This is a genomic window from Enhygromyxa salina, assembly GCF_002994615.1.
In the GTDB taxonomy this organism is placed as follows: domain Bacteria; phylum Myxococcota_A; class Polyangia; order Nannocystales; family Nannocystaceae; genus Plesiocystis; species Plesiocystis salina_A.
Genome location: NZ_PVNK01000175.1, coordinates 13,577 through 32,984, shown reverse-complemented (window position 1 = coordinate 32,984; position 19,408 = coordinate 13,577). Strand labels below are relative to the sequence as shown.

General features: G+C 70.3%; 19 protein-coding genes. 10 read left to right on the top strand and 9 right to left on the bottom strand.

Features of this window, described 5'->3' with window-relative positions:
• From ENSA5_RS20460 to ENSA5_RS20440, 5 genes are all read left to right on the top strand, one after another.
• A partial coding sequence (locus ENSA5_RS20460) for an SGNH/GDSL hydrolase family protein (protein ID WP_219906820.1) occupies positions 1 to 749 on the top strand: 749 nt, incomplete at its 5' end.
• Between the two features lie 322 nt (positions 750 to 1,071).
• The gene (locus ENSA5_RS20455; RefSeq protein WP_181197984.1) at positions 1,072 to 2,118 is read left to right on the top strand and encodes a poly-gamma-glutamate hydrolase family protein; all 1,047 of its coding nucleotides are present in this window, start codon (positions 1,072 to 1,074) and stop codon (positions 2,116 to 2,118) included.
• Positions 2,119 to 2,266: 148 nt separating this feature from the next.
• Positions 2,267 to 3,286 (top strand): glycoside hydrolase family 19 protein, encoded by a 1,020-nt coding sequence (locus ENSA5_RS20450; protein ID WP_106393361.1) that lies wholly within the window; start codon positions 2,267 to 2,269, stop codon positions 3,284 to 3,286.
• Between the two features lie 14 nt (positions 3,287 to 3,300).
• Positions 3,301 to 4,050 carry a CoA transferase subunit A gene (locus ENSA5_RS20445; RefSeq protein WP_106393360.1) on the top strand — a complete coding sequence of 250 codons (750 nt, stop codon included), beginning with the start codon at positions 3,301 to 3,303 and terminating at the stop codon, positions 4,048 to 4,050.
• Positions 4,051 to 4,480: 430 nt separating this feature from the next.
• A complete protein-coding gene (locus tag ENSA5_RS20440; protein WP_106393364.1) occupies positions 4,481 to 4,765 on the top strand; it encodes a 7(1) septoil knot domain-containing protein in 285 nt (94 codons plus the stop codon).
• A 6-nt stretch (positions 4,766 to 4,771) separates the two neighbouring features.
• Here ENSA5_RS20440 and ENSA5_RS20435 read toward each other — a convergent pair whose 3' ends face one another.
• Genes ENSA5_RS20435 through ENSA5_RS37965 form a run of 3 tightly spaced genes read right to left on the bottom strand, consistent with a single transcriptional unit; the run spans position 4,772 to position 7,641 of the window.
• Complete coding sequence (locus ENSA5_RS20435; protein WP_106393359.1) at positions 4,772 to 5,155, bottom strand: hypothetical protein; 384 nt, start codon at positions 5,153 to 5,155, stop codon at positions 4,772 to 4,774.
• 15 nt (positions 5,156 to 5,170) lie between these two features.
• Entirely contained in the window at positions 5,171 to 5,824 is a 654-nt protein-coding gene (locus ENSA5_RS20430; protein ID WP_106393358.1) for a hypothetical protein, read from the bottom strand.
• A gap of 29 nt (positions 5,825 to 5,853) precedes the next feature.
• Positions 5,854 to 7,641 carry a CFI-box-CTERM domain-containing protein gene (locus ENSA5_RS37965; RefSeq protein WP_106393357.1) on the bottom strand — a complete coding sequence of 596 codons (1,788 nt, stop codon included), beginning with the start codon at positions 7,639 to 7,641 and terminating at the stop codon, positions 5,854 to 5,856.
• A gap of 143 nt (positions 7,642 to 7,784) precedes the next feature.
• On the opposite strand from ENSA5_RS37965, the gene ENSA5_RS20420 reads away from it, so the two are divergent.
• From ENSA5_RS20420 to ENSA5_RS20410, 3 genes are all read left to right on the top strand, one after another.
• Entirely contained in the window at positions 7,785 to 9,347 is a 1,563-nt protein-coding gene (locus tag ENSA5_RS20420; RefSeq protein ID WP_146155918.1) for a hypothetical protein, read from the top strand.
• A 64-nt stretch (positions 9,348 to 9,411) separates the two neighbouring features.
• A complete protein-coding gene (locus ENSA5_RS20415; RefSeq protein ID WP_106393355.1) occupies positions 9,412 to 10,122 on the top strand; it encodes a hypothetical protein in 711 nt (236 codons plus the stop codon).
• A gap of 133 nt (positions 10,123 to 10,255) precedes the next feature.
• Positions 10,256 to 10,990, top strand: coding sequence for a hypothetical protein (locus tag ENSA5_RS20410; RefSeq protein WP_106393354.1), 735 nt, complete (start codon positions 10,256 to 10,258; stop codon positions 10,988 to 10,990).
• On the opposite strand, the gene ENSA5_RS20405 is transcribed toward ENSA5_RS20410, so the two are convergent.
• From ENSA5_RS20405 to ENSA5_RS20380, 6 genes are all read right to left on the bottom strand, one after another.
• The gene (locus ENSA5_RS20405) at positions 10,976 to 11,818 is read right to left on the bottom strand and encodes a hypothetical protein (RefSeq protein ID WP_106393353.1); all 843 of its coding nucleotides are present in this window, start codon (positions 11,816 to 11,818) and stop codon (positions 10,976 to 10,978) included. The two genes, ENSA5_RS20410 and ENSA5_RS20405, sit on opposite strands and share 15 nt — an antisense overlap.
• A 98-nt stretch (positions 11,819 to 11,916) precedes the next feature.
• Entirely contained in the window at positions 11,917 to 12,768 is an 852-nt protein-coding gene (locus tag ENSA5_RS20400; protein WP_106393352.1) for a GNAT family N-acetyltransferase, read from the bottom strand.
• 146 nt (positions 12,769 to 12,914) lie between these two features.
• Positions 12,915 to 13,961 carry a tryptophan--tRNA ligase gene (gene trpS / locus ENSA5_RS20395; protein ID WP_106393351.1) on the bottom strand — a complete coding sequence of 349 codons (1,047 nt, stop codon included), beginning with the start codon at positions 13,959 to 13,961 and terminating at the stop codon, positions 12,915 to 12,917.
• Positions 13,962 to 14,019: 58 nt separating this feature from the next.
• Positions 14,020 to 15,078, bottom strand: coding sequence for a D-alanine--D-alanine ligase family protein (locus ENSA5_RS20390; RefSeq protein ID WP_106393350.1), 1,059 nt, complete (start codon positions 15,076 to 15,078; stop codon positions 14,020 to 14,022).
• A 54-nt stretch (positions 15,079 to 15,132) separates the two neighbouring features.
• Positions 15,133 to 16,728, bottom strand: a complete 1,596-nt coding sequence (dacB, locus tag ENSA5_RS20385; protein WP_106393349.1) for a D-alanyl-D-alanine carboxypeptidase/D-alanyl-D-alanine endopeptidase — start codon at positions 16,726 to 16,728, stop codon at positions 15,133 to 15,135.
• 62 nt (positions 16,729 to 16,790) lie between these two features.
• The gene (locus ENSA5_RS20380; protein ID WP_106393348.1) at positions 16,791 to 17,267 is read right to left on the bottom strand and encodes a DUF5362 family protein; all 477 of its coding nucleotides are present in this window, start codon (positions 17,265 to 17,267) and stop codon (positions 16,791 to 16,793) included.
• A gap of 125 nt (positions 17,268 to 17,392) precedes the next feature.
• On the opposite strand from ENSA5_RS20380, the gene serS reads away from it, so the two are divergent.
• Positions 17,393 to 18,748, top strand: a complete 1,356-nt coding sequence (gene serS / locus ENSA5_RS20375) for a serine--tRNA ligase (protein WP_106393347.1) — start codon at positions 17,393 to 17,395, stop codon at positions 18,746 to 18,748.
• A gap of 145 nt (positions 18,749 to 18,893) precedes the next feature.
• Complete coding sequence (locus ENSA5_RS20370) at positions 18,894 to 19,349, top strand: hypothetical protein (RefSeq protein WP_106393346.1); 456 nt, start codon at positions 18,894 to 18,896, stop codon at positions 19,347 to 19,349.
• Positions 19,350 to 19,408: the final 59 nt, after the last annotated feature.

Genomic DNA, 19,408 nt, shown 5'->3' with positions numbered 1-19,408 from the left:
GGGCTGCTAGGCTTCGCGTCTTGGCTCTGACGCGTCGTCAACTATCCCTGAGCCTCGCGCTCTCCCCCGTCCTCGGTCTGTGGCCGCGGGTCGGCCACGCGCGCGCCCCCCGGGTGCTGATCGTCGGCGACAGCTTGATCGTCGGTGGCTTCGGTCCGGCGCTGGAGGCCGAGCTCGAGCAGCGCTACAGCTTCGCGGTCGACCGCCGGGGCAAGGTCGCCAGCGGCCTCGCGCGGCCCGATTTCTACGACTGGTTCGAGGTCGGACCCGAGGCCCGGGCCGAATTCTTACCCGACGCGGTCATCGTGATGTTCGGCGGCAACGATCGCCAGGGCCTGTACATGGGCGAGGGCGCCGACCCCGAGTGGATCCGCTACGGCAGCGAGGGCTGGGAGCCCGAGTATCGGCGCCGGATCAACGCCTTCGCCAACGCCATGACTCCGGCCGGCGAGGGGCTGATCTGGGTCGGGATACCGCAGATGCGCTCGGCCAAGCTCTGCGCCCACGTCGCCTACGTCAACCGCCTCGTTCGCGCGGAGCTCGCTATCCGGCCCAGCGCGCGCTTCGTCGACGTCTGGACCGTGCTCGCCGAGGACGGCGGGTTTACGGAGCAGCTCGAGATCGACGGCCAGCGCGAGCGCGTCCGCACAGGCGACGGGATCCACATCACTCGCGCGGGCGGGCGGGTGCTCGCTGAGTACGTTCACCCTCGCGTTGCGTCGCTGCTCACCCGGCGCAAAGGGGGCTGAGGGGGCCGGCAAATAACGACGCGGTCAGCGAGTGACATTGGCCCTTCGTCCAGGGGCGCAGCGACCGCTGACGGACGCCGCGCGGTATTGAGCGTGCGCGAGGATACGTCCGAATGCGGCGGACGACCCAGCCGTCGAGCGCGGCGATCATTCTGGTTACTGTCGTTATCAATTGTGCAATCGCATGTATGAGGATTCGGCAGGTTGTAGTATTGGATAGAATGCAGATGGAGCGAATTGACTTTCGATATTGGGCCGTTAGAGCTGAATATCGATGAAACATCCAATCGACCCTCAGCCTGTCCTCGATGATTCAAAGACCGTGGGAGAGATCGATCGGCGGGCGTTCTTTCGCCTGATCGGCGCGGCTGCGGCCCCGTTGATCGTCCCGGGCTGCCTGAGCGAAGTCGACGAGGAAGGGCATGACCTCATCCGACTGCGGGACGTCAACCCCAGCGTCGTGCGCTCGATCAAGGTCAGGAGGGCCAGGAATAACCAGCCGATCTTGGGCCGGCCCGAGCACCTCTCGATTGACGATGATCTCGCCGTGTACCTCTCGCTCGGCGACCAGTGCCGGGTCGTGCGCAGCAACGGCCGGGTCGCGCTCTACACCGTCGGCGACGTCCGGAGCGAGAAGGGCAACAAGCGGGTGCGGATGAGCGAGGCCGCGCGTGAGCGACTCGGGACCAGCGGCATCTTCAGCGCCAAGCTCCACACCCAAGTCGTGGCCGAGGGCCTGACCGACGAGGAGGCCAAGGACCAGAGCGAGTTCGTCGAGCGCCTCGTCGACGACGGGGAGCAAGACGAGCTGGTCGTGCTCGCGCCCCACGGCGGCTCGATTGAGCTCCGGACCGAGCTCCAGGCCGAGTACATGCGCTCGCGAGTGGAGGCGCTCGGCAGGCCCGTGAGCTCGTGGATATGCCTGGGCTACAAAAAAGGCGGTGGCGCGTTTGATCAGTGGCACATCACCTCGACCGACCTCAGCCCCAACAGCTTTCCCGGGCTCGATGCGCTCGTGGACCGCGGCCCCGAAGGTGCTGGGTTCACAAACGCGGTCATTTTTCACGGCCTCAGCGGCGACAACGTGATCGTCGGAGGCGGCGCACCCATGGCGCTCAAGGATGATATCCGCCAGGCGATCGACGACGCCTTTGCTGCCCTCGACCCGCCGCTGGAGATCGAGGTCACGATCGCTACGGGGAATGAGGGGCACTCCGGAGACTCGACCAGGAACGTGGTCAATTGGCTGACCAAGGACGGCGTCGGCGGCATCCAGATCTCGTCGAGCAAGGCCGTACGCCTGAACAAGACCCACCGCGAAGCCATCGTCGATGCCATCATCGCCGTGCTCTATCAACCCGTCGAGTGAAGCCCCCGTCGAGGATCCCGCCAGCTCGAGCCCGCGGCCTCGAGCTTGGCGAGGATCGACCACAGCCCCCACTGCGGCCGCAGTTTCTGACCGCGCGCATCTCGTGGGAGACTGGGCCATGACGTTTTACTCGAGGAGTTCGACGCTGATGCTCGCGTGCGGAGTGGCGCTCGCGTGTGCGGACGATGACAACAACCCCGCTGATTCGGACACCGAGACGAGCACGGGCGACGGGGATGGCGACGGCGGCGACGGCGATCCCGGAGATGGCGACGGCGGCGACGGCGATCCCGGAGATGGCGACGGCGACTCTGGCGACGGCGACGGAGACTCTGGCGACGGCGACGGAGACTCTGGCGACGGAGACTCTGGCGACGGAGACTCTGGAGACGGAGATGGCGACGGCGACGGCGACCCCGCCTGCGAGCTGAGCGAGCTCCTCGATCAAGCCCTGTGGGACGAGATGTTCCTGCACAAGAACGACCCCGCCTGCGAGGGCTCGAACTACACCCTCGCGGGGCTGCTCGCGGCCGCCGCCGACTACCCGAGCTTCGCCTGCGAGGGCGACGAGGCCACGCGGCGGCGGGAGCTCGCGGCCTTCTTGGCCCAGATCTCCCACGAGACCACCGGGGGCTGGGCGAACGCGCCCGACGGGCCGCACAGCTGGGGCCTGTGCTTCATCGAGGAGGTCGGCTGCGCGAACAACGGCTGCCCCCAGTACTGCGACCCCAACAACATGCAGTACCCGTGCGCGGACGCGAAGACCTACCACGGTCGCGGGGCGATCCAGCTGAGCTGGAACTACAACTACGGCCAGGCCGGCGACGCGCTCGGCGTCGATCTCCTCAGCGATCCGGACCTGGTGAAGAACGACCCCAAGCTCGCGCTCCAGACCGCGCTGTGGTTTTGGATGACCGAGCAGCTGCCCAAGCCCTCGGCCCACGACGTGATGGTCGGGGCGTGGGCGCCGAGCGCCGACGACGAGGCCCAGGGCCGGCTGCCGGGCTTCGGGATGACGACGAACATCATCAACGGAGGGCTCGAGTGCAACATGCCCGGCAACGCCGCCGTCGCCGATCGAGTCGGCTTCTTCACCCGCTACGTCGACCTGCTCGGGACCGACCCGGGCGACAAGGTCGACTGCGACATGATGAGCCCCTACGGCTGAGGTAGTCTGCCCGGGTGAGCGCCGCAGCAAAGTCCGCGAGCAAGATCTACGAGTCCGCCGAGGCCGCGCTGTTCGACCTCGGCGAGGGGGCCAGCGTCGCGGTCGGCGGCTTCGGGCTGGTCGGCAACCCCGAGGCGTTGATCGGGGCCGTGGCCGCCAGCGGCGCCCGGGGTCTGACGATCATGTCGAACAACTGCGGCAACCAGGGCCGCGGGCTGGCGATCTTGCTCCAGCAGCGGCAGGTCGCCCGGGTCGTGTGCAGCTTCGTCGGCGGCAACCCGGATCTCGAGACCCAGATGCTCGCGGGCGAGGTCGAGGTCGAGCTCAACCCCCAGGGCACCCTGGCCGAGCGCCTGCGCGCGGGCGGAGCCGGGATCGCGGCCTTCTTCACCCCGACCGGGGCCGGGACGGTGGTCGCCGAGGGCAAGGAGGTGCGCGACTTCGGCGGCCGGCCGCACGTGCTCGAGACCGCGCTCGAGCCCGACTACGCGATCGTACGTGCGGCCGTGGGCGACCCCTTCGGCAACCTCCGCTTCTACCGGACCTCCCGCAACTTCAACCCGCTCGCGGCCATGGCAGGGCGGGTCACGATCGCCGAGGTCGACGAGCTGGTCCCGGCGGGGGCGCTCGACCCCGACGACATCCACCTGCCGGGGATCTTCGTTCAGCGCCTCGTTCATGTGCCAGAGCACGTGAACTTCATTGAGTATCGGACCGTTCGGCCGAGCCCCTCCGGTCACCCCAAACGCTCGCCTCACCGCTAGCAGCCCGGGGTGCAATGCCTCGCGCCGCCTCGCTTGGCCTTTTCGCCGATGGCTTTGTCGCCAAAACTTGCAGTACGCCCGGTACAGCGGCGTTTTGGCTTCGCGCCCTCAGCGAAAATTCCGGCGCGAGGCGACACGATGCATTGCACCCCGGGCTGCTAGTACCAGGCGTGAGCGGCTTCGACGGGGCGGCTCCAGTGATCTTCAAAGCGCGGGGCAGAGCAATGTCACTGGCGAAGAGTTGTGATCCGCGGAACCTGCGGAATATGCTCACCTTGCCATGTCGTTTGCGCGTACCGGTGCGTTCGTTGGCCTCGTGGGTCTCGGGGTGTGGCTGACCACCACCGCCCCCGCCAGCGCTGGTCAGACCAACTTTCTCGGCAGCACGGTCGAGGCGCTCGCGCCCGCGGCGCTTGCGCCCGCGGCACCGATCGCGGCTGGCAGCACGCAGGGCACGGGCAACGTGGGGGCGGACTGCGCCTTCCGGGGCACGGTGCTCGCGGGCAAGGTCAAGGTCGTCGACAGCTTCCCCGACATTCGGGTCAAGGCGGTGTCGAGCTTCCCAGATCTGAAGGTCAAGAAGGTCGGCTCGTTCGCCGACGACTGCGGGGAGTGGCAGTTCGTCGACAGCTTCGCGGACTTCAAGATCCAGTACGTCGACAGCTTCCCCGACATCGAGGTCGCCTGGGTCGACAGCTTCCCCGGCTTGCCCTGAGCGGCGTCAGCCGGTCTCGGTCCCGGAGTCGGTCTCGGAGCCGGAGTCGGTCTCGGAGCCGGAGTCGGTCTCAGTCCCGGAGTCGGTCTCGGTCCCGGAGTCGGTGCCCGTGCCCGAGTCGGTCCCCGTGCTGGGCGCTGGAGCCGTGTACGCGGGGCACTCGTCCTGGCTCGGCTCCTCGGCGACGCAGCCGTAGTTGTCGGCGACGCAGGGCGAGCAGAAGGGCTCGTCGGCGGACAGCTCGGCGCACCAGGCGTTGGGATCGGCCGCGAGGTTTTGGCAGTGATTGGGGTTGGGCAGGGTGCACGCGCCGAGCAGGAGGCCGAGGCAGAAGCTCGGCAGCAGCAGGGCGAGCGTGGCCCGCGGTGACTTGATGATCGTGGTGATCATGACGATCGTGGCGACTCAAAAGCGTAGACCCGAGGGCGTCATGCGAACCCGGGCTTGCTCGTCGGGGAGGTCCTTGTAGCCCTTGTGGGCGGCGACGAGCATCAACACCGAGGTCAGCGTGACGCCAGCGGCGACGGTCAGGGTCACGAGTCCGGGTGGGTGGGTGCTCGTGATGTAGGTCGGCTGGTCGGGCAGGACCTGGTCGGGCTTGAGGAGCAGACCGATGCCGAGGCCGACGCCGATGACGCCGAGCGAGCCCACGACGATGCCCGAGATCGTCATCCGGCGGCAGGCCTTGCTGCCCTCGCAGGCGAGGCGGTCGCGGACGACCGGTGCGGCGGGCGTGGTCGTGCTCGCGGCGAGGGCGTCTTCGTTGCCGCTTGGCGGCGCGGGTTCGGGGGCGGGTTCGGGTTCGAGTTCGGGCTCGGGCGCGTCGCTCGGCTCTGGCTCGGCGCCGTCAGCCGGCTCGGTCGCTTCGTCGACGGGGGCCGCGTCGCCCTCGCTCAGGTCGTCGACCGGGCCGTCCTCGCCCTCGCTCAGGTCGTCGACCGGGGCCTCCTCGTCCGCGGCCGCGGGTGCCTCGAGGTCGGCTTGCTCGGGCGTCGGTGTGCCGGGGGCGGCTGGGCCGAGCGCGAGGCTGGTGGCGAGTACGAGCGCGATCGCGTGCACGGGCGATGCTTACCACGTTGTCGCGGCGGTCACGGCTTGGACGAGACCGCGCGCTTGGCCGCGCCCGCGACCGGGCGCAGGAACAGGCGCGCGGCGGCGCGGGCCGGGGGCACGTCGCGGATCATGTTGGCGAGCACGGGACCGTAGGCGTAGTAGGCCCGGACGAGATCGTTGGCGACGGGCTGCTCGATCATGTAGCGGTCGCGGAACCATCGCAGGGCCTGGAGCTCCTCGGTCCAGCCCGCGCCCCAGGCCGCGGTCGCGATGAAGCAGGCGCCGTCGATGGTCTGGAAGGGCTGGACGGGGGTCGTCACGTTGGCGACGGCGATCTCGCTGCGGTTGGTGCAGATGTCCTCGTAGTGGACGCCGATCGTGTAGGTGTAGTTGCCGAACAGCTGGTCGATCGTGATCGAGACCTCGTCGCCGGGCCCGGCGTCGATGCAGTCGATCTCGCCAGGGTCGCGACACAGGCGCGGGACCCCGGCCACGTCCTTGGCGACGCCGAGCTGGAAGTCGTCGGTCTCGGGCGTGATCCAGGCGGCGTAGAGGGTCGAGAGCTGGATGCCGTCGGGGATCTCGGGCAGGCGGAAGGTCGCGGTGACCTCGTCGAAGGCGGTGCCGACGAGGCGCAGATCTTCGACGGGCGGGAGGTCGACGGTGGTGCAGCCGCCCCCGCTCCCACTGCCCGTGTCGCCGTCGCCGTCGCCGTCGCCGTCGCCGTCGCCATCGCCGTCGCCGCTGCCCTCGCCCCAGCCGTGGTTGTAGACGCCAAAGCGGGCCGTCTCGCCGAACTTGTCGTGGATCCGGAGGCGGTCGGCGCCGCTGCCCCCGGACTGGGAGATCGTCGAGTCGGGCTCGTGGATCGTCCCGCTCGCGCCGTCCCAGTCGCCGTAGCCCGCGTACTCGGTGACCGAGGTGTAGCCGGGGGTCGCGGGGTCGAACTCGACCCGATAGACGACGGCGGGCTGGCCGAAGAACTCGCGCCCGTAGGCCGGGAGCTTGGGGTCGACCCAGTGATCGTCCTCGCGATCGAACTCCCAGTCGGCGTTCTCGTCGCGCTCGAGCGAGACCTCGATCCAGGCGACCAGCGGCCCCTCGGGCACGTCGCCGCGGCGGATCCGATGGGCGAAGAGGTAGGGGCCCGCGACCGGCGTGGCCCGGGAGATCATGTCGAGCTCGTTGAGGTCGCCGTAGGTCTCGGGATCTGGGCCGTCGTCGTTCTCGAAGCTGACCAGGTCGTTGCGCGGCGGGTAGACCGAGGTCTCGCCCGGGAGGAACTCGCCCTTGTCGGACTGGAAGGTCGCCGGCGAGGGGCAGGTCATCGTGTCGATGATCGCCTCGTCCTCGGTCGGGGTCAGCGGGCGGCAAAAATAGGTCTCGGGCGAGCTGCTGGACTCGTGGAAACCGAGCGAGGTGTGGTTGCTGACGTTGGCGTCGTGGAAGATGATCTTGGGGTAGGTCTTGCCGCGACGGTGGGCCCAGATCGGCAGCGCCGACTCCCGTGGGCCATAGGGCGCGCGCCAGCTGGACAGGAAGGTCAGCATCCCGGGGCGGTTGCCGATCCCGAGCTTCGCCGTCGCCTGGGTCACGAACACGTCTTCGACGAAGTTGCCCTCGGCGTCCTCGAGCCAGATCGAGATCTGGAGGTTGCCGACCGGGTTGAAGTGGAACTCGAGCAGCGCCTCGTCGTCGTCGCTCGGCGCTGCCTGCGGCGCTGGCGTGACACCCTCGGCCGGCGGCGCAGCGCTGGCGGGCGCGACACCGAAGGCCAGGGCGGCGGCCAGGAGCCAGAAACCGGGGAGGCGTTCAGAAGCCATGAATGGGTCGAGTATAGCGGTGCTCCGGGCGCCGTCGCGGGATCGTGCTCTACGTGCGGCACGGCACCCTCATGCTGGCGATCGCGTTGCAGGTGCGGCGGATCACGCGAGGACTCGAGTCCTTGTCCCTATGCTGTCGCGGCATGCGAGGGCTGCACGCACGGGTCGAGCTCGACCCCGCCACCCGACGGCGGGCGCTGTGGGGTTTTGGCCTCATGGCTGGCGGCTCCGTGGCGACGCTGCTGGCGACGGCGCTGGCGAGCGTGCTCGCGTGCTCCCCCGGGGCCGCGGCCGTGGCCGGCCCGGTCGCCGCGACGTCTGCCCCGGCCGCGCTGCCCGGCGGCCCGCCGCCGCCCGACGCAGGTCTGCCGATGCCGGCCCTCGACCTCGACTGGCGTCCACCGAGCGCGGCGGCCGGGGACACGCAGGAGCTCGCGCTCGCGCTGGCCAAGCACGCGCGGGTCGGGCTCTTCGTCGACCCGGGCGTCGACGCGGACGGGGACGAGCTCGACGCGATGCGGGTTGCGGCGCTCGTGGGTCGACTCGCGCCGGACACGGCCGTCCACTCGATCACCGCGGGGCCCGGCGGGCTGGCCGAGCTCATCCGCGAAGATCCTCCGCTGATGCCGGCGACGAGCGAGCGCGGTCGCACCCACTGGACGACGCCCGATCGCCTCGAGCTCGACGTCGCGCGGCTCCACGGCTGGGCCGAGCTCGGCGATCCGGCGGTGCTCGTGGTCGGGGCCGTGGGCGTGGACACGCCGGTCTGGCGTCAGCTGTCTGCGGGGGCGGCGGTCGGGAGCTGCGATCCCTTGTTCGCCGAGCTCCTCGAAGGTCAGCGCCAGAGCTTGGCCCTGCTCGAGCCCTTCTTGGATCACGCCGACGAGGTGCTCGCGACCGCCTACGCCTCGGAGCTGGCGGCGGTCGTCCCCGAGCTCGAGCAGGAGCTCGCCGAGTTCGGGCCCGAGCGCGAGCGGACCGACTTCGACGGCCCGGGCTGGGAGCGCTACCAGTGCGGGCGGCGCTACCTGGAGTACCTCCAACCCTTCGCTGGCTGCGTCGCGGCGGGCGTGCCCGAGGCGTGCCCGACGACGCCGCGCCTGTTCCTGCGCGGCTCGGCCCGGATCGGGTCGATCGAGCCGAGCGAGTACATCCCGAGCGACTGCCCGCGGCGGCTCGACCGTGACTACGTCGAGGCCCTGCGCGCGCCAGCTCGAGCCGCGGCCGAACTCGCCGGGGATCACCTCGACCTTCGCTGGATGATCCTGGCCGAGCGCCTCGCGACCTTGTCGGAGGTCTACGGCGCGCTCGAGCAGCTGTGCACGCCCGCGCGGCGGCGCTTTGTCGACAGCGACCTCGACGCCTTGCGGGCGCAGGTGGCGGCGCTCGGTCCCTTGTTCACGCGGGTCGAGGAGCCGGCCCACGACGCGCGCTTCTTGGCCAACGACGCCAATTTCCACGTGCCCGGGGTCGGCAAGGTCCGTCAGCTCGCGCGCTACGACGGCGGGACCGACAGCGCCTCGCGGGCGTTGATCGCCGCGGCCAAGCAGCTCTCGGGCTTCGCTCGCGCCCACGGGCGCTGCGTCGCGCGGCCCGGCGACCCGCCGCTGATGGCCATGCTGATCGACACCCGCAGCGCGGCGCCCGAGTTCCTCGGCTTCTACTACGCCGAAGAGCTGTGGTGCGGCGAGCTCGGACCGCTGTGAGCTTGCCGTGGCCGCGGCGGTGCCCGACCATCGCGAGGTGCGAGGCAGGCGTCATCGACCGGGCTTGATCGCGGCGCTCGCGATCCTCGCGGCCGCGCTGGCCTATGTCGGCCCCGGCGCGGGCGAAGCCGAGGCCGCCCCGCCGCCGCGCGAATCACCGCTGTACGGTCCGCCCTATCGGCACGGGCTCGCGGTCGAGGTCGGGGTCGGGCTCGCGCTGTGTCAGCCGGCGCTGCTCTACGCGGGAGTGTGCGGCGCGCGTGGGGGCAGCGCTCCGGTGCCGGGCGTCGCGCTGCGGCTCGGCGGCGGCTGGCGCTTCAACCAAAGCTGGCATCTGTCGGGCGCGTGGATCCGTCAGGGTCATCGACCCGGGGGCGCCTTCACGGGCGGGGCCTCCGACGGAGGCATGCTCGCGCTTCGGGGCATCGTCCCCTTTGCGCCCGGGCAAAGGGGCGCGGCCAGCCACGTCGAGCTGGGCTTCGAGCTTGGTCTGGGCTGGGCCCAGCGCGTGTTGCTGCGCGACACGGCGCCCAATCGTCTGAGCTCGAGCGGGGCCGTGGTTCGGCCGGCGCTGATCCTCGACGGCTGGGTCCTGGCCGATCTCGCGATTGGGATCGAACTTGCGACCCAGCTCAACTTTCATTGGCAACACTGCGTGGACGATGTGTGCAAACTTGCTCCTGGACCCTGGGTCGCGAGCGAGCTCGATCGACGCTGGGTCGATGGCTTCTCGATCGCCGTCCGAGCCACGGGTCTGGTATTTCCCCGCTTTTAGCCGGGTCGCGTCCACGCCGCGCGGGCGTTGTTGAATCGCATCAGTTGATCCAGGGTCTCGCGAGTTTTTTCTACCCGTTTGGTGGTCGGCGGCGACTACCTCCGGTGAGCGGTCCCCGAGCCCCGAATATCCCATGAACCACCTGTCTTTCGCCGATGCCCACAGCCTGCCCTCTTCGCGCCTGAGCTTCGAGCTTTGTCCCGAGCAGGGTCCCGAGCAGGGTCCCGAGCAGGAGCCCAAGCCCGCGTGGCTCGACGAGCTCGCCCGCGCGCTGTCCGAGCTCGGCAAGGACGGGAGCGTCGAGCAAGCCGTCGAGATGGGCCGCCTGGTGATCGAGCGTCTGTACGGGGGTGATCTCTCGGCCTGGCGCGGTCGCGGGCCCAAGGCCCACTCGCTGCGGGCGTTGGCGCGGCGCAGCGATCTGCCCGTGAGCAGCTCGGCGCTCTATCGTTCGATCGCGCTTTACGAGCTGAGCCTGCGCCTCGGTGGGGTCGAGCGCTGGACCGCGATGGGGCTCGGGATCAGCCATCTGCGCCAGGTCCTGGGCCTGCCCAGCGCGAAGCAGCGCCGCCTGCTCGACAGCGCGGCTCGCAATTCGTGGACGGTGGCCGAGCTCGAGCGCGCGGCCGTGGCCGTGCGCGAGCGCAGCCCCGAGCGGGGCAGCCGGGGTGGTCGGCCTCGGCTGCCCCGCTTCGTCAAGTCGGTCAATCGTCTGCGCAAGGCCACCGAGGAGATGTTCGGTGATCTCGACGCGGCCGCCGACATGAGCCCCGAGCGCCTGACCGAGCTCCGCGACGTGCTGTCGACGATCCGCGTGCGCTGTGCCGAGCTCGACCGCGCGCTCGAGCGAGCCTCAGCCGCAGACTGAGCCCGAGAAGCCGTCGAAGCCGATCATCGCGGGCATGCAGCTGCCCATCATGCAGTCGCCGTCGGTCTCACACTCGCCGCAGACCCCGAGCTGGATGAAGCCCATGAGGTCGGCGGTCGTGCAAAAGCCCTCGCACTGCTCGTCGCCCGCGCCTTCGGCGTCACACAGCGAGTCGTTGGGCGCGGTCCCGGGGTCGATGCACGCGCGCTGGCCCGAGATGTTCATCAGATCCATGAACTCGACCTGCGGCGCACACAGCTGCCCGTTGGCGCAGTGACCGTCCTCGGAGCACTCGCTACAAAAGTTGCCGTTGAACAGGCCGCCGAGATCGATGACCTCGGCGCAGTAGAGATCGTCGGCGCAGGTGACGTCGCTCTCGCACATCTGGCCCTGGCCGCCGTCGCCGCAGGTGAACCACCCACCCATGAAGGTGCAGTTGCTGCCGTCGGGGCAGTCGGTGTCGCCGGCGCACTCGGAGCACACGCCGCCGAAGCCGGGCAGGCCGTTACACACGAGGTCTTCGGCACACTCGGCGTCGGTCATGCACTGATCACCGAGGTTGCCCGGGGGCACGTCGGTGGTCATGCCCGTGTCGGGGCCTTCCTCTGAAACGAAGTTGCCGTCGTCGGTCGAGGTCGTGGTGTCTGAGTCCGTGGTGCTGTCGGTCGAGGTCTCGTCGCTGGTCGTGTCGCTCGCGGTGCTCGAGGCCGCCGTGGTCTCGCCGGCGTCTTCGTCGACCGCGGTGTCGTTGCCACACGCGGAGACCAGCGCCGCAGCACACAGGAGGGGGAACAGGCGGAGGATCGGGGTCGACTGGGGGGCGCGCATATCAGCTCTTGGCGGGCTAGGATCTACGCCGCGAGGATTGCCCAATGGGTCGAGGTTGTCCAGGAATTGCGCTTGGGCTGCGACGCGGCCCGGGGTTTTCAGCCGATCCAACTCGTAGGCCGGCGTACGACGAAGGAGCGCTGGGCAAGCTCGAAGCCCGCGGCGTAGAGCGCACCGAGCCAGGGAGAGTCGGCCGCGCAGGGGTACAGGAGCAGGGGCGTCGTCGGAGCCACCCGGCGGCGCAGCTGCGTCCCGAGCTCGCGCAGGGCGTCGAGCTCCACGGTCCTTGTCGGGGGCGAGAGCTCGAGTCGGTGGACGAGCCACGCACGGCCCTCGCGGGTCAGCCACAGCCGGGCTCGGGCTCGGCTCGCCCGACCCTCGAGCTGGATCATCGCGCGCTCGTCAGCGGGCGTGCGCTGCCAGGCCTCGGGCAGCCACGACCACAGGGCCTCGGACCCCAGGGCGGCCACGGGTCCGCGCTGCGAGACCGAGGCCTCGAGCCGCGGCGCGCCTTCGGGTCCGAGCCCGAGCGCGAGCAGGGTCAGCTGCTGCTCGATGGTTGAGAAGCCCTGCCCGAGGTACCAGTCGAGCCGCCTTGGCTCAGCCAGAAACTCGATCGCCTCGCAGCCCGCCGCGCCCGCTCGCTGGCCGACGAAATCCAGCAGCGCGCGACCGATCCCCGATCCGCGCGCGCGGTCGATGACGCCGACCCCAGCCCCACGCGCGACCGGCCCGAGCGAGGGCAGGCGCCCGAGCAGCGCGTAGCCGAGGAGCTCCTCGCCTCGCATCGCGATCGCGCTCAGCCGCGGATCGACGCCCTCGCGGTTGAGCTTGCGCCGAAACCAACCCGCTCGCCGCTGGCCCCGACCGAAGATCCGCTCCGCCGTCGCCTGCAGCTGGCCGAGATCGTCGAGCCGCTCGGCGCCAAGGATCTCGACATCCCCTGTCAAGCCATCACCTCCCCAGACCCGAGACGCGCCTTGCCTTCGGGGGCCACACAACCGAGGGCGAAGCTCATGAGAGCCGACCGAGCGAGGAGCGAGCGGCCGGACGCGCAGCGGCCGTGTGTGGCGAGGTCATGGGTGCCTGTGGGGGGTCAGGACATCAGCCCACACGCGCGCTTGCACTCGTCGATGGTCGCGCGGGCGACCGCCCGGGCCCGCTCGGCGCCACGCCTGAGCACGGCCTCGACCTCGTCGGGGTTGGCCAGGTAGTGGTCTCGCCGCGCCCGGGCCTCGGCGAAGTGTGCGTCGATCTTGGCGGCGAGGAGCTGCTTGGCGTGGCCCCAGCCAAAGTCGGCGCCCTCGCGCTTGCCGGCCGCGTACCAGGTGCGGATCTGGGCGAGCTCGGCCTCGTCGCAAAACAGCTCGATCAGGGCGTAGACGTTGTCTTTGACGGTCTCGCCGGCCTCGTTGGTGCGCGTGAGCGGGAGCGGATCGCCGAGCGGCGTCGAGTCGGTCACGACCTGGCCGACGGCCTTCTTGAGCTTCTTGCCCGAGAGGAACATCGGCAAGGTGTTGCCGTAGCTCTTGGACATCTTGCGCCCGTCGATGCCCGGCACGTAGGGCGTGTTCGACAGCCGCCACTCGGGTCGGCGCAGGATCGGCGCCTGCTTGGCGTAGGTCTCGTTGAAGTGCGTGGCCATGTCCTGGGTCATCTCGACGTGCTGGATCTGATCCTTGCCGACGGGGACGAGCGAGCTCTTGTAGAGCAGGATGTCGGCGGCCATCAGGACCGGATAGAAGAACAACCCCACGACCGGCTTGATGCCCTGGGCGACCTTGTCTTTGTAGCTGTGGGCGCGCTCGAGCAGGCCCATGCCCGTGACCGTCGACAGCAGCCAGCTCAGCTCGGTGACCTCGGGCACGTCGCTCTGGCGAAACAGCAGGGCCTTGTCGGGATCGAGCCCACACGCGAGGTAGGTGAGGGCGACGTCGAACACGTTGTGGCGCAGGGTCTCGGCGTCGCGCAGGGTCGTGAGCGCGTGGTAGTCGGCGATGAAGTAGAAGCTCTCGCCCGGGAACTCGTCTTGCAGCGCGATGTGCTGGCGCATGGCCCCGAAGTAGTTGCCCAGGTGCAAGGTGCCCGAGGGCTGGATGCCCGAGAGCACGCGCGCGGGCAGATCGTCGTTGGCGTCGGCCATGACCAGGAGGGTACTTGCTCGCCGCCGCGGGGCAAGCCGAGCCCGCCAGCTTCGCGGCTCAGCGCGCCGTCGAGAGGGCGGCCCGGCGGCGGTGGGCGTCGAGCCCGAGGTCGACGAGGCGGGAGATCAGCTCCGAGTAGCCCACGCCCGCCACGCCCATCAGCTTGGGGTACATGCTGATCGAGGTGAACCCGGGCATGGTGTTGACCTCGTTGAGCCACGGGGTCAGCGAGCCGCGCTCGACGAGGAAGTCGACCCGGGCCAGCCCGGCGCAGCGGGTCGCCCGGAACGCGCGCAGGGCCAGCTCGCGCAGGAGCTCGGTCGTGTCGGGCGGCAGCTCGGTCGGGATCGCGTAGCTCGCGACGTCGTCGACGTACTTGCTCTCGTAGGTGTACCACTGGCCCTTGGGCAAGATGATCTCGCCGGGCATGCTGACGATCGTCTCGGGCCCGCCGTCGCCGAGGATCGCAAGCTCGATCTCGCGGGCGTCGAGGCCCCGCTCGACGATGACCTGGCTGTCGTAGCGCAGGGCGAGCTCGAGCGCGGCGTCGAGCTGCGCGCGGTCGTCGGCCCGGCTGACCCCGACCGACGAGCCCTGGTTGGCGGGCTTGACGAAGATCGGGTAGCCGAGCTCGGCCGCGGCGCCGTGGACCCGGGCCAGGGCGTGCGCGCGACTCTCGATGCTGAGGTCGACGCTCACGCCCGGGGTCACCGGGATGTCGTAGGGCGCCGCGCCCACGTGGTGCTTGAACGCGGCCTTGTCCATGCACAGCGACGAGGCCAGGACCCCGGACCCGACGTAGGGCACCGCGAAGACCTCGAGCATGCCCTGAATGGTGCCGTCCTCGCCGTGGGGGCCGTGGAGCAGGGGGAACACGCAGGCGCACGAGCGCAGGAGCGGGCCGAGCTCGTCGACGGGCTCGCCCGCGCTGACGATCTCGGTCAGCGCCCGGGTTGGCGAGCCGGTCTTGAACCGGCCCTCGCGGGTCACGGCGATCGGGACGGGCTCGAAGCGCTCGCGGTCGACCGCGGCCAGGACCTCGGTCGCGCTGCGGATCGAGACCTCGTGCTCCGACGAGCGACCTCCGTACATCAGGGCCAGGCGCTGTTTGCTCATGGGCGGGCGCAATCTATCAGACTCCCCCACGCGTCGAAGCGGGCGGGGATTCCCTCACTGCAAGGCGCGCAGGATCGCCGCGACCACGCGATCCTGTCCGGCCCGGCTGCGGTCGAGCTTGGCGCCGTTGATCAGGATCGAGAAGCCGATCGCGCGCTCTCCTGCGTCGTCGCGGACGATGCCCGAGAGGCTGCTGGCGCCAGCGTAGGTCCCCGTCTTGGCCAGGACGCGCGCACCAGCGTGGCCCAGGCGTGCGCGCAGCGTGCCCTCGCCGCCGGCCTTGGCGAAGCTCGCGAGCAGGGTCTGGGCGGGGGAGCCGGGCCGTCGGGCGAGGGCGAGGACGTCGGTCACGAAGCTCGGGCTCAGGCGGCCGTCGAGGGTCAGGCCGGAGCCGTTGACGAAGCGCTGGGCGTCGGCGCGGGTCGGGCTCACGGCGTGGGCGAAGCGCCCGAGGAGCTCGGCGCCCGCGGCCCAGCTGCCCGGCTCGCCGCTCGCCCGCCAGGCCAGGGTTCGCAGGATCTGCTCGGCCGTGAAGTTGTTGGAGTAGCGCAGCGCCGAGGCGAGGACCGTGACCAGCGGCGCCGACTCGTGGCTGGCGAGGCGCTCGGCGTTGGCCGTGGCGCGACCGCGGACCACGGGCAGAAGCGGGCCCTCGGTCTGGGCTCGCAAGAGCTCGGCGAAGCTGGCGCCAGCGACGAGGCCCGGATCGCTGACGCGGCGGCGGACGGAGATCGGCTCGTGCCCGCCCGGGATCGCGCCCGAGACCTCGACGATCGTGCGTCCCTCGGCGCCGGGCCGGGTCGTGACCTGAACCGAGCCCGCGCCGGTCCGCGCGCGGTTGTGGAGCTCGATCGCCGCGCCGGCCGGCTCGACGTGGAGCTGGGCCGGGCGGCGGTAGGCCCCGGGCGCCACGGTGATCTGCACGGTGCCGTAGTCGAGGGCCAGCGCGCCGCTCGGGGCGATGTAGCTGTCGCCGGGGCCGTCGCTGCGAAACCCGGGCCCGAGCCTACGCTCGTCAAAGGCGCTGTCGTCGATCACGATCCGGCGCACGCCCGCGAGCGCGTCGGGCCGGGTCGCTAGCTCGCCCGCGAGGCGGTGGAGGTCGCGGACGTGGAGGTCCGGGTCGCCCTCGCCGCGCAGGACCAGCGCGTCGCCGTCACGCAGGACCGTGGTCTCGAACCGGTAGTCGGGGCCGAGCAGCTCGACCGCCGCGATCGCGGTGATCAGCTTCTGGTTGCTGGCCGGGTTGAGCGTCCGCAGGGCGTCGTGGGCGAGCAGGACCTCGCCGCTGTCGAGGTCGCGGATCTCGACGGCGGCGCGCCCGGCGAGCTCCGCGAGGGCCTCGTCGACCCGGATCCGCAGGCGTTGCTCCCCGCGGTCGTGGCCCGGGCCGGTCTCGCGGACCGCCGTCGGCAAGGCCGCGATGCGCTCGTCGATCTGCTCGGGCCAGCTCAGCGAGCTCGCGTCTGCAGGGGAGGGGGCCTCGTCGAGCAGCGTCGACACGCTCGCGGGCACGGGCGCGGGCGTGGAGGTCTCGACCTGTGCGGGCCGCGTCTCGGTCTGGCCCGAGCTCGCGCCCGCGAAGCCCGCCCGGGTCAGCAGCCCGGACAGCAAGAACACGGCGAGGAGGGGCGAGTAGCGGCGAAACACGGGGCCTCACGGAGGGTGTGCTCCGCTATCCCACATGCTCCGCGTGAGACCAAAAAACCGGGTCAGAAGGAATTGGCCACCGACGCGCCGATCGCGGCGGCCGCGACCACCATGATGACCATCAACACCATGCCGATCAGCGTCATGATCCCCGCGAGCTGCCAAAACGAGGCCTGGGCATCGACCGCGTTCTCGAGCTCCTCGACCCCGCCGCCGTGGATCAGCCTGCTGATCGACGTCGCGTAACGGTTCAGCGAGAGCGCGATTATCAGGTAGATCGCGCCGACGAACAGGTAGGCGATCCCGATGCCCGCGCCCAACTCGACCTCGCTCGCGGCGACCAGGGCTCCGAGCCCGCCGAGCAGCGTGATGCCCGAGCCGATGAACCCGAGGATGGCCAGAAAGGCGACCCAGGGCCTCGTCTTGCGCAGGCTGTTGACGATGCGGTCGGTCACCACCGCGCCTCCGGCCTGGGGGCTTTGCTGGGTGTAGCTGGTGTCGTAGGCAGGCGTCGGTGGCTGGTAGGGGTTGAAGCTCATCGCGGGAAGAACCTAGCAGGCGCGGGGGCGCAGGAGGGCGATACCGGGCAAAACCCCGTCGCGACCCGCTTTTGCCGCGTGCCTGGGCTTGACACCCCGGCGGCCGTGGGCTTTGACCGCCTCCCATGCTCGACATCAAGCTGTTGCGCGACGACCCCGAGCGAATTACCCAAAACCTGCGCGACCGCGGCGTGCGGGTGTTCGACGATCTGTCCTCGGAGTCTGACTGGGCGAGCGAGGCCGTCGCTCGCCTCGCCGAGTTCGATCAGCGCTACCGCGAGCTGCTCAGCGCCGCCGACGATCTGCGCCGCGAGCAAAACGAGAACTCGGCCGCGACCAAGGCGGTCGGCAAGCTGCCCAAAGATCAGCAGGCCGCGGCTCGCAAGCCCTTGATCGACGCGGGCCGGGCCCTGCGCGAGCGCGAGCGCGAGCTCAGCGAGCAGACCGAGCTCGCCCGCGAGGCCCGCGACGAGGCCTGGTCGCGGGTCCCCAACCTGACCCACCCAGACAGCCCGCGGGGCCACCGCGACGAGGACCACGCCGAGCTCCATCAATGGGGCACGCGGCGCGACTTCGCGGCCGAGGGCTTCACGCCCAAGGACCACCTCGAGCTCGCCGAGGCCCTCGATCTCGTCGACTTCGCCGCGGGTGCCAAGGTCGTCGGGCAGAAATTTTATTACCTCGTCAACGAGGCCGTGCTCCTCGACATGGCCCTGCAGCGCTACGCCCTCGAGGTCGCCCGCAAGCACGGCTTCAAGCTCCACACGACCCCCGACCTCGCGCGCGTCGACATCCTCGACGGCCTCGGCTTCAACCCGCGCGGCGAGTCGACCCAGGTCTACAGCGTGGCCGACTCGGATCTGTGCCTGGTCGGGACCGCCGAGATCACCCTCGGCGGGATGCTGGCCGACGAGATCCTCGACGTCGAGCGCCTGCCCCTGCTCGTCGCTGGCCTGTCGCACTGCTTTCGGACCGAGGCCGGCTCCCACGGGCAAGAGTCGCGCGGGCTCTACCGCGTCCACCAGTTCACCAAGGTCGAGCTGTTCGCGTTCACCGTTGGCGAGCTCGAGATCAGCGAGGCCATGCACGAGCGCCTGCGCGACATCGAAGAGGAGCTGTTTCAGGGCCTCGGGCTGCCCTACCGGGTCATCGACATCGCCAGCGGCGACCTCGGCGGGCCGGCCTACCGCAAGTACGATCTCGAGGCGTGGATGCCCGGGCGCGGGGACTGGGGCGAGATCACGAGCACCTCGAACTGCACCGACTACCAGGCCCGGCGGCTCAAGATCCGCTATCGCCCGGAGCCGGTCGACGGCAAGAAGCAAAAGCCGCGCATGGTCCACATGCTCAACGGCACCGCGGTCGCGACCTCGCGGGCTCTGGTTGCGATCCTCGAGAACTACCAACAAGCCGACGGCAGCGTGGTCGTGCCCGAGATCCTCCGGCCGCTGTGTGGCTTCGATCGCATCGGGCCGCGATGAGCTCGCCCGCCTGGCGAGCGGCGACTCGCGGCGCTCGGTGTCGCGCGCGTGATCCCCGACTTCGCTGGGGCGGCGTGGCTGCATGCCCAGGCAGCTTTGCGCTGCGCATTGCACGCGGCTGACGGCCTCGGCTAGTCTGGTGGGGATGCGTCGCACGACCTGGCTGCTGCCCTTGAGTCTCGCCCTGGCCCTCGGCTGCGATGACCCTGCGGACGACGACGACAGCGGTGACAGCGGTGACAGCGAGACGAGCGGCGAGCCGACCCCCGACTTCGACGCCGAGGTCCAGCCGATCCTCGAGGCCGCGTGTCTGTGCCACTTCATGCCGAGCAACGGCGGTGACATGACCGCGCCCTACCTGACCCTCAACCTAGGCGTGGGCGTGGGCGAGATGGTCGACGTCAACTCGGTCCAGCTCCCGAGCATGATGCGCGTCGCCCCGGGCGACGTGGAGAACAGCTACCTGGTCCACAAGCTGCGTGGCACTCACGCCGACGTGGGCGGCCCGAGCGACACGGATCCGATGCCCCCCTTGCAGCCCCTCAGCGCGAGCGATCAGCAGACGATCGAGGCGTGGATCGCCGGCGGCGCGCCGGGCTGAGCGCGGACGTGGACGCGGACGTGGAGACGAAGTGACCGACATGCATGGCCGAATAATTA

Excerpts from the sequence above, each read along its gene's own strand:
- ENSA5_RS20380 (WP_106393348.1), bottom strand. The coding sequence starts at position 17,267 with ATGAGCTTCAACCCCTACCAGCCACCGACGCCTGCCTACGACACCAGC.
- trpS (WP_106393351.1), bottom strand. The coding sequence starts at position 13,961 with ATGGCCGACGCCAACGACGATCTGCCCGCGCGCGTGCTCTCGGGCATC.
- ENSA5_RS20450 (WP_106393361.1), top strand. The coding sequence starts at position 2,267 with ATGCTCGCGTGCGGAGTGGCGCTCGCGTGTGCGGACGATGACAACAAC.
- ENSA5_RS20435 (WP_106393359.1), bottom strand. The coding sequence starts at position 5,155 with ATGATCACCACGATCATCAAGTCACCGCGGGCCACGCTCGCCCTGCTG.
- ENSA5_RS20420 (WP_146155918.1), top strand. The coding sequence starts at position 7,785 with ATGCGAGGGCTGCACGCACGGGTCGAGCTCGACCCCGCCACCCGACGG.
- ENSA5_RS20390 (WP_106393350.1), bottom strand. The coding sequence starts at position 15,078 with ATGAGCAAACAGCGCCTGGCCCTGATGTACGGAGGTCGCTCGTCGGAG.
- ENSA5_RS20405 (WP_106393353.1), bottom strand. The coding sequence starts at position 11,818 with ATGCGCGCCCCCCAGTCGACCCCGATCCTCCGCCTGTTCCCCCTCCTG.
- ENSA5_RS37965 (WP_106393357.1), bottom strand. The coding sequence starts at position 7,641 with ATGGCTTCTGAACGCCTCCCCGGTTTCTGGCTCCTGGCCGCCGCCCTG.
- ENSA5_RS20410 (WP_106393354.1), top strand. The coding sequence starts at position 10,256 with ATGAACCACCTGTCTTTCGCCGATGCCCACAGCCTGCCCTCTTCGCGC.
- ENSA5_RS20370 (WP_106393346.1), top strand. The coding sequence starts at position 18,894 with ATGCGTCGCACGACCTGGCTGCTGCCCTTGAGTCTCGCCCTGGCCCTC.
- serS (WP_106393347.1), top strand. The coding sequence starts at position 17,393 with ATGCTCGACATCAAGCTGTTGCGCGACGACCCCGAGCGAATTACCCAA.